Source organism: Fluviirhizobium alvei, from assembly GCF_030551875.1.
GTDB classification, from domain to species: domain Bacteria; phylum Pseudomonadota; class Alphaproteobacteria; order Rhizobiales; family Rhizobiaceae; genus Rhizobium_E; species Rhizobium_E alvei.
In genome coordinates this window covers 135445-148754 of sequence record NZ_JAUOZU010000008.1, presented here as the reverse complement: position 1 = coordinate 148754, position 13310 = coordinate 135445, and the positions used below count along the sequence as shown (strand labels likewise).

Annotated in this window: 11 protein-coding genes; 3 read left to right on the top strand and 8 right to left on the bottom strand. The window is 59.3% G+C overall.

Annotation, left to right across the window (positions count from 1 at the left end; translation table 11 throughout):
• Window positions 1–474, top strand: coding sequence for a chemotaxis protein CheW (locus tag Q4481_RS12610; protein ID WP_304376731.1), 474 nt, complete (start codon window positions 1–3; stop codon window positions 472–474).
• A gap of 80 nt (window positions 475–554) precedes the next feature.
• On the opposite strand, the gene Q4481_RS12605 is transcribed toward Q4481_RS12610, so the two are convergent.
• The 7 genes from Q4481_RS12605 to Q4481_RS12575 form a co-directional block, all read right to left on the bottom strand.
• Window positions 555–1223, bottom strand: a complete 669-nt coding sequence (locus Q4481_RS12605; protein ID WP_304376730.1) for a DUF4167 domain-containing protein — start codon at window positions 1221–1223, stop codon at window positions 555–557.
• A 310-nt stretch (window positions 1224–1533) separates the two neighbouring features.
• Window positions 1534–2400, bottom strand: a complete 867-nt coding sequence (gene prmC, locus Q4481_RS12600; RefSeq protein WP_304376729.1) for a peptide chain release factor N(5)-glutamine methyltransferase — start codon at window positions 2398–2400, stop codon at window positions 1534–1536.
• Window positions 2397–3482, bottom strand: a complete 1086-nt coding sequence (gene prfA, locus Q4481_RS12595) for a peptide chain release factor 1 (RefSeq protein ID WP_304376728.1) — start codon at window positions 3480–3482, stop codon at window positions 2397–2399. The genes prmC and prfA overlap by 4 nt, the downstream gene beginning before the upstream one ends.
• A 14-nt stretch (window positions 3483–3496) precedes the next feature.
• Window positions 3497–5764 carry a phosphoenolpyruvate--protein phosphotransferase gene (gene ptsP / locus Q4481_RS12590; protein ID WP_304376727.1) on the bottom strand — a complete coding sequence of 756 codons (2268 nt, stop codon included), beginning with the start codon at window positions 5762–5764 and terminating at the stop codon, window positions 3497–3499.
• Window positions 5765–5858: 94 nt separating this feature from the next.
• Complete coding sequence (locus Q4481_RS12585; RefSeq protein WP_304376726.1) at window positions 5859–7133, bottom strand: aspartate kinase; 1275 nt, start codon at window positions 7131–7133, stop codon at window positions 5859–5861.
• Window positions 7134–7318: 185 nt separating this feature from the next.
• Window positions 7319–8665: a GAF domain-containing protein gene (locus Q4481_RS12580; protein ID WP_304376725.1), complete on the bottom strand. Its 1347-nt coding sequence runs from the start codon at window positions 8663–8665 to the stop codon at window positions 7319–7321.
• The gene (locus tag Q4481_RS12575) at window positions 8662–9138 is read right to left on the bottom strand and encodes a hypothetical protein (protein WP_304376724.1); all 477 of its coding nucleotides are present in this window, start codon (window positions 9136–9138) and stop codon (window positions 8662–8664) included. Before Q4481_RS12575 ends, Q4481_RS12580 begins: the two co-directional genes overlap by 4 nt.
• Window positions 9139–9300: 162 nt before the next feature.
• Between Q4481_RS12575 and Q4481_RS12570 the strand changes: the two genes are divergently transcribed.
• Window positions 9301–10008: a hemerythrin domain-containing protein gene (locus Q4481_RS12570; RefSeq protein ID WP_304376723.1), complete on the top strand. Its 708-nt coding sequence runs from the start codon at window positions 9301–9303 to the stop codon at window positions 10006–10008.
• Complete coding sequence (locus Q4481_RS12565) at window positions 10005–10649, top strand: YceI family protein (protein WP_304376722.1); 645 nt, start codon at window positions 10005–10007, stop codon at window positions 10647–10649. Before Q4481_RS12570 ends, Q4481_RS12565 begins: the two co-directional genes overlap by 4 nt.
• 45 nt (window positions 10650–10694) lie before the next feature.
• Here Q4481_RS12565 and Q4481_RS12560 read toward each other — a convergent pair whose 3' ends face one another.
• The gene (locus Q4481_RS12560; protein WP_304376721.1) at window positions 10695–13274 is read right to left on the bottom strand and encodes an Ig-like domain-containing protein; all 2580 of its coding nucleotides are present in this window, start codon (window positions 13272–13274) and stop codon (window positions 10695–10697) included.
• Between the last annotated feature and the right edge of the window lie 36 nt (window positions 13275–13310).

Sequence of the window (13310 nt, the reverse complement as noted above, 5' to 3'; positions counted from 1 at the left end):
ATGACAGCCCCCACCTCAACCGCCATTTTCGAGACGGATACGATCGAGATCATCGCGTTTCGCTTGCATGACCAGGAATTCTGCGTCCGGACCACCACGATCCGTGAGATCCGCGGTTGGGCGCCGTCCACCCCAATCCCGCACTCTCCGAAAGAAGTCGTCGGGGTAATGAACCTGCGCGGCACGGTGATCCCGATCATCGATCTCGCCTACAAGCTCGGCATGCCTGGAACCGCTGCCAACGAGCGTTCCGCCATCGTCGTCACCGAAGTCAAGAACATGATCATCGGCATGCTGGTCGATCGCGTCTCCGACATTCTCACGATCAAGAGTATCGAAGTTCAGCCGGCTCCGGAAATCACGACATCGTTCGATAAATCCTTCACGGAAGGTATCATTGCTCGCGAGAACGGCATGATCTGCTTTCTCAATCTTGCAAAGATGTTCCAGGACCAGGAAGCCCTGGCTGCCTGAGCTTGAAAACGAAATAAAAGCCAATAAAAAACCCTCGAAACTTTCGCTTCGAGGGTTTTTTCATTCTTATCGCGTAGCGCCTATTCAGCCGGCTCTTCGGCAGGCGCTGCAGATTCGGACACAGAAGCCTCAGCACTGTCACCGGATTTGCGCGGCGGACGACGCGACCGGCCGGAACTGCGGCGACGCGACGATGCCTTGCCCTGTTCGCCAGCGTCGCCAGACGCAGTTTCCTGCTCAAGCTGCACTTCCACCGGCGTACCTTCGATCACCGGCTGCGGTGTCGAGGAATCGATGACGGGCTGCGGAACCTCAGGCTGCGGCGCAATCTGCGCGACCATTGGCTGAGCGATCGTTTCCTGTTCGTCCTCGTCGCGATCGACCTGATCCTGACGATCATTGTAGTCATTGCGATCGTTGGGCTCGTTGCGATCATCGCGCTGATAACGCTCCTGATACATCGCCTGTGCAGCGGCAATGATCCGGTTGTAATGTTCGGCATGCTGCAGATAATTCTCTGCCATGACGCGGTCACCAGAGCTGGTGGCATCACGAGCAAGTGCCATGTATTTTTCAGCAATGGTTTGCGCGGTTCCGCGAATCTTCACGTCCGGGCCTGAGCTGTCATAGGTCCGTGTAAGCGGATTCTGGCCCTTGCGCTGGTTATTATTGTTATTGTTGTTGGGATTGCTGCCACCGCCGTTGCTGCTGCGTCCGCGGCTGCGCTGCTTCTGTTGTCCAGACCTCATTAAACATTCACCCGAAAACGACCGATCCCTTACCCGGCGGCCAGAGTCCTCATCGAGCCGGGCTTCGGCACACACCGAATCCCGGCACACTCGTTGCCGGACACCGCTGATCCCGGATCAAATCCAAAAATCCAGAGTCCTGCACCAGGGCTGTTAAAACCGGCGATTTGTCTTGAGAAATCAAAAAGCCCGACAGGTTAATCGCGAATCTACTCAATTCGGTGTCTGTCGCCCGGTGCTTGCCTCGGAAACTAGACTGCTTTGCTGGGGATTCCAAGAGCTTTCTTGCCACATGCAAAGAAAAATGCCGCTATTGCTTATCCATTGGGCGCTCGAAGACAAGAACACGGTCATTTCCACCGAAATCCTTGCGTTCAACACGAAAGATCCAGCCATTTTTCTCAAAAAGCGCTTTGACCGCAGCATTCTGGTCATAACCGATTTCCACCGCAAGAAGCCCACCGGGCGCCAGATGCTCTGCCGCATCTGTCGCCAGGATCCGGTAGGCATCGAGCCCGTCCGGACCGCCATCGAGAGCAAGAAGCGGATCATGCTCGCGCACCTCGCGATCGAGAGACGCGATGATCGCGGTGGCAATGTAGGGCGGGTTGGAGACGATGACGTCGAACCGACCCGAGACATGGTCAAACCAGTTGCTTTCAACGGTCTCGAAACGGTCCCCCAACCCATTCGTAACGGCATTGCGTCGCGCAGCGTCGAGCGCTCCTGCCGCCAAATCGACGCCGGTTCCGCGGGCGGCTGGCAGGGTAGACAGCAAAGCAAGGCAGATTGCGCCCGTTCCCGTACCAAGATCAAGCACCGAAAGCGGCTCCTTCCGCCGTTCCGCCAGAATGTCCAGAACCGTTTCGACCAGAATCTCGGTATCGGGACGCGGTTCGAGCGTATGGGGGTTGAGCGTCAGATCGAGACCGAAAAAGCTGCGCATACCGAGAATGCGGTGGGGCGGCTCACCCTGCAGGCGCCGGTCGACCGCAGCTTTGATCCGCTCCTCATCCTCTTCCGACAGGAAATCACCGTCGCGTGTCAGAAGCCCGGTGCGATCAAGCCCCAGCAATCCACCAACGAGAATGCGCGCTTCGGCCGCGGGGTCTTCGATGCCGCCCTTGCGAAGAGCATCCCGGACAGAGACCAGGACTGCGCCAACCGTCTTGGTCACAGGGCACCGTCTTCAGCCAGACGCGCGAGCTCGGCAGCCTGGTGGTCGGCAATCAGCGCATTGACCACCTCATCGAGCTCACCTTCGATGATGCGATCAAGCGAATAGAGCGTCAGATTGATCCGGTGATCGGTGAGCCGGCCCTGCGGAAAGTTATAGGTGCGAATGCGCTCGGACCGGTCGCCCGAGCCGACCTGGCTCCTGCGATCGGCAGAGCGGGAGCTTTCCGCCTTCTGCCGCTCGATGTCGTAAAGCCGGGCCCGCAACACCGCCATTGCCTTGGCGCGGTTCTGGTGCTGGCTCTTCTCTGAAGAGGTGACAACCAGCCCGGTCGGCAGATGGGTGATGCGAACGGCCGAGTCGGTTGTGTTGACATGCTGCCCGCCGGCGCCGGAAGCGCGCATCGTATCAATGCGGATATCCTCGGGGCGGATGTCGATGTCGATCTCTTCGGCTTCCGGCAGGACGGCGACGGTGGCAGCCGATGTATGAATGCGTCCCGAGGCTTCGGTTGCCGGCACGCGCTGGACCCGATGAACGCCCGATTCGAACTTGAGCTTGGAAAAGACGCCACGTCCGGTGACATTGGCGACAATTTCCTTGTAACCGCCCGCCTCGCCTTCGCTTTCGGACAGGATCTCGACTTTCCAGCCATGCTTGGAGGCAAACCTCTCATACATGCGGAAAAGATCGCCAGCGAACAGGGCAGCTTCGTTGCCGCCGGTGCCGGCGCGAATTTCCAGAATGGCGCTCTTTTCGTCGGCAGCATCCTTTGGCAGCAGCAGGATCAGCATATCCTGCTCCAGCGCTTCGATCCGTTCCTCGAGCTCCGGGATCTCAAGCGCGGCCAGATCCCGCATTTCCTTGTCGGTTGTGCTGTCGGCCAGAAGCAAGCGCAGGCCTTCGAGATCACTTTGCGCCCGCGCCAGATCGCGTATCTTGGTCACGACCGGCTGCAACTCGGCATATTCTGCAGCCAGGCGAACATAGACGTCCGCCGCCGGTCCTTCGGACATGCGCGCCTCGACCTCGCCGTAACGGCGTTCGAGTTCGCGCATCTTTTCAATGGGAAGCTTGGCCAAGATGAGTGTCCGTATCAGAGCGGGATATTGTGCGTTTCGGCGAAACGATTGAGGATTTCCCGCATCGGAACCTGCGACACCGTATCATCAAGCGCCTCGTCCATCACCTGGCGCAGCACACCGGTGTCGAGCCCGAGCAGCATCGCCTTGACCGGACCGATCGAGGCTGGCGACATCGATACGGACCGGAAACCGAGGCCGAGAAGCGCCATTGCCGACAGTGGCTTGCCCGCCATTTCGCCGCACAATGTCACCGGCGTTCCTGCCCTTTCGCCTGCGCGAACAATATCGCGCAGGATGCGCAGGAACGGGCGTCCAAGAATATCGAACCGATCAGACACCCGCGCATTGCCGCGATCCACCGCCATTGCGAACTGGAACAGATCGTTGGACCCGACCGAAACGAAATCCGTTTCCTCCATCAATTCGTCGAGCTGCCACATCAGTGACGGCACTTCCAGCATGGCGCCGAACTGCAGCTTATTGGGCAGGGAATGCCCGAACTTGGAAAGATGCTGAACCTCTTTGGTTAAAAGGGCGCGCACCTGCCGGAGTTCCGAAACCTCGGTGACCATCGGGATCATGATCTTCAATTCGGTGCCGGCGCAGGCCTTGAGCAGTGCCCGCAGCTGCGTGCGCAGCAAGCCCGGCCGGTCGAGCGCCAGGCGGATTGCCCGCCAGCCAAGGGCCGGATTCTCTTCCTTGATCGCCTGGAAATAGGGAACGACCTTGTCCGAGCCGATGTCGAGCGTCCGGAAGGTTACGGGCCGTCCACCAGCCTGCTTCATGACACTGCGGTAGAAGGCTTCCTGCTCCTCACCCTTCGGCATGGTCGAGGCGATCATGAATTGCAGTTCGGTGCGGAACAGGCCGATGCCCTCGGCGCCCGCTTCGGAAAGCTGCGGCAGATCGACGAGCAGGCCGGCATTCATGTTGAGGCTGATGCGGCGTCCGTCGCGGGTCACCGGCTCGACCGAGCGCAGGGCACGGAACTGCTCCTGCCGGCGCGCGCGGAAGCGAGCCTTTTCCTCATAGGCCTTCTGAACATCCTGGGCGGGCCGCAGATGCACTTTGCCGTCATCGCCATCGATGATGATGGCATCGCCCTTTTCCGCCAGCGAAACGGCACTTTCCGCCTGCCCGACCACCGGGATGCCCATCGCCTTGGCGACGATCACCACATGACTGGTCACGGCGCCTTCCTCGAGCACGAGGCCGCGCAGGTTGGCACGCGGATAATCGAGCAGTTCTGCCGCACCCATCGCACGCGCAATCACGATGGCGTCTGCAGGAAAGCCATCGCCTGCCGCATGGGCACCATATCCGGCCAGCTGGCGCAGAAGCCGGTTGGCGAGATCGTCGAAATCATGCATCCGCTCCCGCAGATAGGGATCGGTCAGACGCATCATGCGGGCGCGGGTTTCGCTTTGTACGCGTTCCACCGCCGCTTCTGCGGTCAGACCGTTGCGGATCGCTTCCTCGAGCTTGCGCACCCAGCCACGATCGTGGGCGAACATGCGATAGGCCTCGAGCACCGCGCGATGCTCGCCTTCCATCGACACTTCGCGGCGCGAGAGCATGTCATCGATATGGATGCGAAGGGAGCCGAGCGCCTCGCCGAGACGGTTAAGTTCGAGATCGGCATCGTCATTGAGCAGGTTGGTCACGACCACGCGCGGATCATGCAGCACGACATAACCGAGCCCGATCCCATCGCCATAGGGCTCGCCGGAGATCGTCACCGGTCGCGAAAGATCGAGTTCCTGGCCCGGTTTGGTGAGTTTCTTGAGTTCGCCCGAAGCCACCATCTCGGCAAGCAGCATGGCAACGGTTTCGAGCGCCTCGAGCTCGTCGTCAGAATAGTGGCGCTGGGCTCGGTTCTGCACGACGAGAACGCCGAGCGCGCGACCAGCGCGAAGGATCGGCACGCCCAGGAAGGAATGAAACAGTTCTTCGCCGGTTTCAGGCAGGTAAGCGAAGGCCGGATGGCTCTGGGCGTCGGAAAGATTGAGAGGCTGCGCGGAAGCCGCAATGGTACCGACGAGACCTTCGCCCATCTTCAGTTGGGCGAAGTGGACCGATTCCTTGTTCAGACCCTCGGTGGCATACAGCTCGAGAACACCGTCGGCACGCAACACGTAGACCGAGCAGACCTCGGCAACCATGTTGCGCGCAATCTGACCGACGATCCGGTCCAGCCGCTCTTGTGGTTCCAGCGGCTCGGCCGAGAGTTCTCTGAGCCGCCGCAGGAGAATGCGCGGTCCGGCAGCAATGTCTCTCACCACTTCGGCGCCCTTTCGACAAACCTATCCCGAAAGAAGAGCGTCCGCAGAATCGTCAGAGAATCACCGGGCCGCCAGCCCCTCCGGGCAATGATTATTTCTTATCCAGTCCGTAGGCGGAATGCAAAGTGCGAACTGCCAGTTCTCCATAGGCACCATCGATCAAAATAGAAATCTTGATTTCAGATGTCGTGATCGCCTTGATGTTGATGCCCTTGCCAGCCAGTGCCGAGAAGGCGGTTGCCGCAACGCCGGCATGGCTGCGCATGCCGATACCGATGACGGAAACCTTCACCAGACCCGATTCGGACTGGATCACGTCAAAGCCGACGGTCTGCTTTTCGCCTTCCAGCACCTTGAGTGCCTTGTCGAGATCGCCCGATGGAACCGTAAATGTCATGTCGGTGCGCGAACCATCTTCGGAGATGTTCTGCACGATCATGTCGACATTGATGTGGGAGGCCGCCAGCGGCCCGAAAATGGCTGCCGAAACACCAGGGCGGTCCGCCACACGGCGAAGAGAGATCTGCGCCTCATCCTTGGCGAAGGCGATGCCGGTTACGACTTCCTGTTCCACGATTTCTTCCTCATCACAAATCAATGTACCGGGCGGGTTCAAGAGGTCGCCCATGCCCGGCGCATCGGGATCCTCGAATGACGAACGAACGAAGGTGCGCACCTTGTGCACCATGGCGAGTTCCACCGAACGAACCTGCAGAACCTTGGAGCCAAGCGAGGCCATTTCGAGCATTTCCTCGAACACAACCTTCTTGAGGCGGCGTGCCTTCGGCTCGATGCGCGGATCGGTCGTATAGACGCCATCGACATCGGTATAGATATCGCAGCGATCGGCCTTCACCGCGGCAGCGATCGCCACGGCCGAGGTATCGGAACCGCCACGACCGAGCGTTGCAATGCGATTGTCCGGCCCGAGACCCTGGAAACCGGCGACCACGGCCACCTGACCCTCACCCATGCGGCGGATGATGTCTGACCCGTCGATTTCCATGATACGGGCAGCGCCATGGGCATTGTCGGTACGGATCGGGATCTGCCAGCCCTGCCAAGAGCGGGCATTGATGCCCATCGATTGCAGCGCGATCGCCAGCAGTCCGGAGGTCACCTGTTCGCCCGATGCCACTACCGCATCATATTCGCGCGCATCGTAGAACGGGCTCTCGGAACCATTCGCCTTCGGCGTGTCCTGAACCCAGGCGACGAGTTCGTTGGTCTTGCCCGACATGGCCGAGACGACGACCGCGACTTCGTGGCCGGCATCGACTTCACGTTTCACGTGGCGCGCGACATTATGAATGCGTTCAAGATTGGCGACCGAAGTGCCGCCGAATTTCATAACGATGCGTGCCATGCCAGTCTGTTCCGGTTGCAGCGGACGGCAGGAAAGCCAGCCCGCGTCATTGTTGCTTCCGCCGTCGGGACGACGGATTTTGGCGGTCTCTTAAAGGAAGTGGCGGATGGTTTCAATGGGGCGTTGCGAACAGGATCCATTCGCCGGAATCGAGACGCTCCGTCCGGCGCCAAACAGATGCCCGATCAACTCTGGACGACGTCGATCTGCGGAACGCCACGGATTTCAAGCCGGATACGGCCGCGCTCGGGTCTTTCGATCCTGATCGGCCCACCCTTTTCGTCCAGCCGCCGCTTGAGCAGGATCAGTCGTGTTTCGAGATTGTCCTTGAAATCGGGCAAGGCGATCGCCCTGTTGCGGCGGATTTCCCGGTTCGAGAAATCCTGCTGACCGTGAGCCAGGTAACATTCAAGGAAATGATGGAGCAGGCGCCCGGGCACACCGCGGATGACATAGTCATCGTCGATGAACAGGCTTCCGTCATGGGCAAAATAGCGCACGAGGAAGCGGCTGGCTGGCCGTTCGATCTCTGGCGGAGATGGAGGAACGACAGCGGGCTCGCCATCGTGGGAATCGCGTTCGGCAAGCAGCAAACCGGTCGCCAGTTGCGTCGCAATGATGGTCAGCGCCTCTTCATCGCGATAATCGAAGGCGAAATTCCGTTCAGACTCAACGAACAGAACCCCCATCAGACGCCCCCGCACCATCATCGGCACGGCAAGCTGGCTGAGCGGTGCAATGAGAAGCGGTAGCGGAATGACGGCATCCGGCATCGAGCCCGCAGTGGCCTGGACTGCCGTGACGTAGCGCAGTCCCCGACTGAAATCGGAAATCCTAACCGGTTGCCGCGAGACCGCAGCGACACCGATCGCCCCCTCGCCGAAGGGGATTTCAGAGCCGAAACCATAGTCTCGATAGCCCATGCTGGCGATGGTGACGAGCTTCTGTTCATCTTCGTTGGGAATGGAGACGAGCGCGTAGGGATAGCCAAAGCGCTGATTGAGACCTTCAAGCGCCGTGTCGAACATCCTTTCCGGATCCAGTTCTGCGCCGATGTCACGAACGATAAGGGCGGCGCGCGAAAGATGATCGCAACCGGGATCCTCTTTGGCCGGATCCGGCAATTCCAGGGGCGCAACCGGCGTCACCAGCCTACAATCCTCAACATGAAAGATATCGATGGCGCGCAAGCGCATCACCTCCTCCATGCCTGCGGCATGGCCCATGGCCTTCAGATGCGCCGACAGCCGGTCAAACAGCGGGCCTGCCTGCAGTGACTCTTTGAATGTGATGTCGAGAATGTGCTGGACACCCGTCCGGCCACTGACCACCATCGCACTCGCCCGGTTCGAGTTGCGGATATTCTCGGAGGTCTTGGAGAAGAACTGGTTGGAAAGGGCGACATGCCGCTCATCGATGTAATAGATGTGCGACAGATAGGAGATGTTGGGTTGTCCGGACGCATCCATCGTTGCGATGACGGACGGAATGACCCCTTCGAAACTGTCGCGGATGCTGCTGAGCCGGATCATCGCGGCTCTCCCATCGGCAGGCGCTGGCCCGCAAGTGGCCCCGGGGTCTGCGCGAACAGATCGGTAGGCCAGAAACGAATGCGCTGCAGATCGCGATCACAGAGCGTGCTGGAAAGCTGGATCCGGCTCACGCCCAGAGTGCGCATTTCTTCCAACATGTCTTCGACATAGCGGGTTCCCCGGGCGGCTTCTTCCGCATTGGCCGGGCAGACCTCGGCGATCACGCCCTTGATCTGGTAGGCGCGATAGTCCGAGGGGCGAACATAGGTGCTGGCGATCTTTCGTCCAGGCAATGCATAGCGAGAGACTTCCGGCCACTGGCTGGCCGAAACCAGGAGCTCGACCTGGCCGATTGCCGCGTTGAACCTGGCCCCGGTAGCGCGTCCGATCGTCGGGCGCGCGCCCATGCCCGGGGTTGAGACAAGTATCATCACCCGCGATTCAAGAATTGATGCGACTTCCTGTTCGATCATGGTTCCCTTCCGCCCCACCGTGACTTTTATGGCGTTAGGATATTCTTAGCAACGGGGTCGAAGGCTTAAGAGCCATTTAGGAAGCAATGGCCCAGCCGTGACGATACATGCCTCGCAAGCCGAAGGGAAACCGGCCGGCTCATCACAATCGAGGAAACCATCATGTCTCATCATATCGCTTTCGATCAGGTCCCACCGACCAACGGTCGTTATGATCTTTACGGCGCCGTTCACAAGGGGCTGCGTCGCGCGCAATGCGACCTTCTCGGTCGATTGGGCGCCGCCGATCGCAACAACGCCACAGAAATCGCCGATCTCATGTCCGAGCTTCGCGGTCTGCTCAGGCTTGCCGCTGCCCATGTCGTGCACGAGGATCGTGAAATTCACGGACGCCTCCAGAGCCTTTCCGTTTCGACCGCGACACTGGACGACCAGCACGAGGATCACCGCATCGCTTTCGGCAAACTCGAAGCCATGATCGTTGACGTCGAGAAGGCACCCGCTGAGCGCAAGCAGGAAAAGCTGCGACATCTCTATCTCGCTTTCGCTGCCTATGTCGCAGAAGATCTGGAACACATGCATGAAGAAGAAACCGTCACCGCACCGGCTCTATGGGCCAATCTCGATGACCAGGCGCTGGCCGAAATCGAAATGCGGATCGTTGGCTCCATGGCGCCGGACATGAACATGGCTTTCATGCGGATCATGATTCCGGCGATGAATCCGGACGAGAGGTTGGCGCTGCTTGCCGGCATTCGGAAAGTCGCGCCGCCGGAAGCTTTTCACGCCGTGCTCGAATTCGCCGCCCGTCCCAGCCTCAGCGTCGAAGCGTTTCGCAATCTCACCAATTCGCTGGAGCAGGCAGCATGAGCAATCAGAAGACCCCTTTCGGATTTCAGGCCGCCATCTCCACCCTTCGCAACAGCCTGCTTATCCTGACATTTCTGGCAACACCGACACTGGGCGCCGACAGACCCGAGCCGGCTCCCAGCGGCCACTATATCGCCGATATTGCCCATACGAGTGTGACCTGGAAGATTTCACATTTCGGCCTGTCCAACTATACGGCCCGCTTCGTGATGGCGAAAGCAGTCCTCGACTGGAACGCGGAAGAGCCAACCCAGTCGAAGCTGGAAGTCTCAATCGATCCATCCTCCGTCCGGACCGATTTCCCGGCGCCGCAGGAAGAGGATTTCGACCGCAAGATCGCGACCGACAAGGCTTTCCTCGCTGGCCAGCCGATCACCTTCGTCGCAACGTCGATTGAGAAGACCGACGATAGAAATGGCCGCGTCACCGGCGATCTCACGTTCCGAGGCCAGACCCACCCGGCCACGATGGAGGTGACCTTCAACGGCTCTTTTGCAAAGCATCCGATGGAGAAGGTTGCCAAACTCGGCTTTTCCGGCACGCTCGTGATCGACCGGACCAAATGGGGTCTCGATTTCGCCCTTCCGGCGCTCGGTCGCGATGTTTCGGTAACGATCGAAACCGAGTTTTCGCAGGAGTGATTTCTCGTGGCGACGGCCTTCCGTCGCCACGGCTCCAGGCGACGATCAAATCATGACGTCCGCCTTGTCCAGTGTCCGGATCCAGAGGTCCGAAAGCGTAATCGTCGCACCGGAGCCGGCATCGATCACCACATCGTCACCGACCTGCCGCATATGGTGGCTGGTGAGGTCATTCCAGCTGGTGATCGATTTGATGCTGCTGATGTCGAGAAGATCGTGGTCGGATCCGACCGCGTCAAAATCGGTAATCGTATCCTTGCCGAACGAGCCGGAGAAGACAAACCGATCGCTATCACCACCGCCGGAAAGCCGGTCATGGCCGGCCCCACCGTCGATCCTGTCCTTGCCGGCGCCACCTGAAACCCGGTCGGCGCTGTCAAGCCCCCTGATCACATCGGCCCCCATGGTTCCCGTTAAGCGATCGCTGGCCGAAGTTCCGATGAACCGGTCGACGCTGTCGGTCACATCGATCCGGAGTGTTGCCGAAGAAAGGCTGCGATTTTCACCATCGTGGCTGCGACCGCCGTCATCGATGACCTGGTAGGTGAAGGATGCAAGGTTTTTTCCGCAGGCATTGACGGCTGGCATGTAGATGAGTGATTCGAGATCCGCTACCGCCACTTTCTGACCAGCCGTAACTGCGGCACCGTCGAAGGTGAGACTGCCGGATGACGGCAGCGCCGAAATTACCACATAGGCCAACTGATCTCCGTCGGTATCGCTGAACCCGAAATCATCGGACGAGAAGGCCCTCGCCTGGTCTTCGCTGATCGTAATGGTCTTTCCAGTAGCAGAAGGTGCATCGTTGACATCCTCGACATCAAAGGAAAGCACATAGTCGGATGCAGAAACCGCGCCACTATCGTCGTGGACTGTAAATTTCAGCTGCGCGACATCCTCACCGCTGAGATCGGCATCAGGGGTCCAGACCATATGCGCGATATCTGCGGCGAGGATGTCGTCACCCTCCTGGATCGCAACCCCATTGAGGGTGAGGCTTCCAAGGGTAGGCAAGGCGGTGATCGTGATGGAAGAAAGGGCGTCACCATCGGCATCAGAAAAGCCGAAGTCCGCAATCGAAAAGCTGTAAGACAGGTCCTCGATCAGCGAGACAGTTCGGTCCGTCGCTTTCGGCGCATCAGCTTCGGCTGAGAGATCGAACGTGATCTTGTGGGTCTCGCTGGACGTGGTTCCATAACTGTCGGTCACGGAAAAGGCAAGGGATGCAGCGGCGACGCCGTTCTGATCCCGATCTGGCGTCCATTCGAGCCCTACTATATCCGCGGCCGCTATGGCCTGCCCCTTGCTCACCGAAACGCCGTTCAGCGTCAGGGATCCGCTTTCCGGAAGCGCCTCGATCGTAACGAAGGCGAGTGTGTCTCCATCGGCATCCGAAAAACCGAAATCGTCAACCGAGAAGGTATGGGTATGATCTTCAGCGAGGGCGACCGTTTCATTGGACGCTTCCGGCGCCGTGATCGAAACCTTTCCGCCATCGGCATTGTACCGCTGCATATACACATCGAAGGAAGAGCCGCCCTGGTAAGACCGCCAGGTAACCACCCACCCGCCATCGGCAAGAGCGGTGACCGTCGAGTAAGACTGCTCGCCCGTCTTTGTCGTGTTGACGAGCGTGGCTGCACCCATTGCTTCTCCGTCGGCATCGAACCGCCGCATGCGAACCCCGATCGACGTGTCTCCCGCGGCTCCGTCAGACCATGTCATGACAAACCCGCCATCCTCCAGAACCGCAATCGAGAGGTTCGCGGCGTCGCCAATGTCCGATGCGGCTGTCACCGTGCCGATAGCGACCCCATTGGCATCAAAACGACGAAACAGGTTTTTCCCGGACAGATAGTCCATGAAGCCGACGATGAAACCACCATCGTCGAGCGGCACGACAGTGCTCTTGATCTGTTGGGAGTCGGTATCGACATTGACCCGCGACGGGATGCTTCGTTCAGCACCGGAGGCATCATAGATCCGCATGTAGATGCCGAAGCCGTAGCCGTCCTGCCCATTGCTGGACCAGGTGACCACCCATCCCCCATCAGCAAGGCCCGTCACACTCGCATCGCTCTGGCCATTGGTCGTATAGTAGTTGACTTGGGTTTCGTTGCCGACAGTGTTACCGTACTTGTCGTAGCGCTGCTGGTAGACGCCGAAAGAACTGCCATCCTGCAGATAACTGGTCCAGGCAACCACGAAACCGCCATCTTCCAGCGCGGTCACTGCAGCACCCGATTGCTCTCCTGTCGTATAGCTGTTGACCCGAAACTCGTTGCCAACCTGAACGCCATCGGCATTGAAACGCATGCCGTAGATGCCGAAACCGCTGCCATCCTGGCCATCGCTCGCCCAGCAAATGATAAAGCCGCCATCGTCAAGCGCGGCGATGGTCGGTTCATACTGGTCCGAAGGAAGGTAGGAGTTGACCAGAAACTCGTCGTCCACGAGGCTTCCGTCAGCCGCATAGCGCTGGGCGAAGATGCCATAGCCATTGCCATCCTGATCGGCGCTCATCCATGTGATAACCCAACCGCCATCGGCTAGTGCTGCTATCGCCGGTAGATTCTGGTGATTGTTGGTCTGGGTATTGACGAGCGTTTCGGTATAGCTGGTCATCTCAGATCTCCTTTGCGTTTCGCCAATGGCTGCAGA

What these genes read in the sequence shown, in the direction of transcription:
- Q4481_RS12605 (WP_304376730.1), bottom strand. Translation starts at nt 1,223, where the DNA reads ATGAGGTCTGGACAACAGAAGCAGCGCAGCCGCGGACGCAGCAGCAAC.
- Q4481_RS12610 (WP_304376731.1), top strand. Translation starts at nt 1, where the DNA reads ATGACAGCCCCCACCTCAACCGCCATTTTCGAGACGGATACGATCGAG.
- Q4481_RS12565 (WP_304376722.1), top strand. Translation starts at nt 10,005, where the DNA reads ATGAGCAATCAGAAGACCCCTTTCGGATTTCAGGCCGCCATCTCCACC.
- Q4481_RS12560 (WP_304376721.1), bottom strand. Translation starts at nt 13,274, where the DNA reads ATGACCAGCTATACCGAAACGCTCGTCAATACCCAGACCAACAATCAC.
- Q4481_RS12585 (WP_304376726.1), bottom strand. Translation starts at nt 7,133, where the DNA reads ATGGCACGCATCGTTATGAAATTCGGCGGCACTTCGGTCGCCAATCTT.
- Q4481_RS12570 (WP_304376723.1), top strand. Translation starts at nt 9,301, where the DNA reads ATGTCTCATCATATCGCTTTCGATCAGGTCCCACCGACCAACGGTCGT.
- Q4481_RS12575 (WP_304376724.1), bottom strand. Translation starts at nt 9,138, where the DNA reads ATGATCGAACAGGAAGTCGCATCAATTCTTGAATCGCGGGTGATGATA.
- Q4481_RS12580 (WP_304376725.1), bottom strand. Translation starts at nt 8,665, where the DNA reads ATGATCCGGCTCAGCAGCATCCGCGACAGTTTCGAAGGGGTCATTCCG.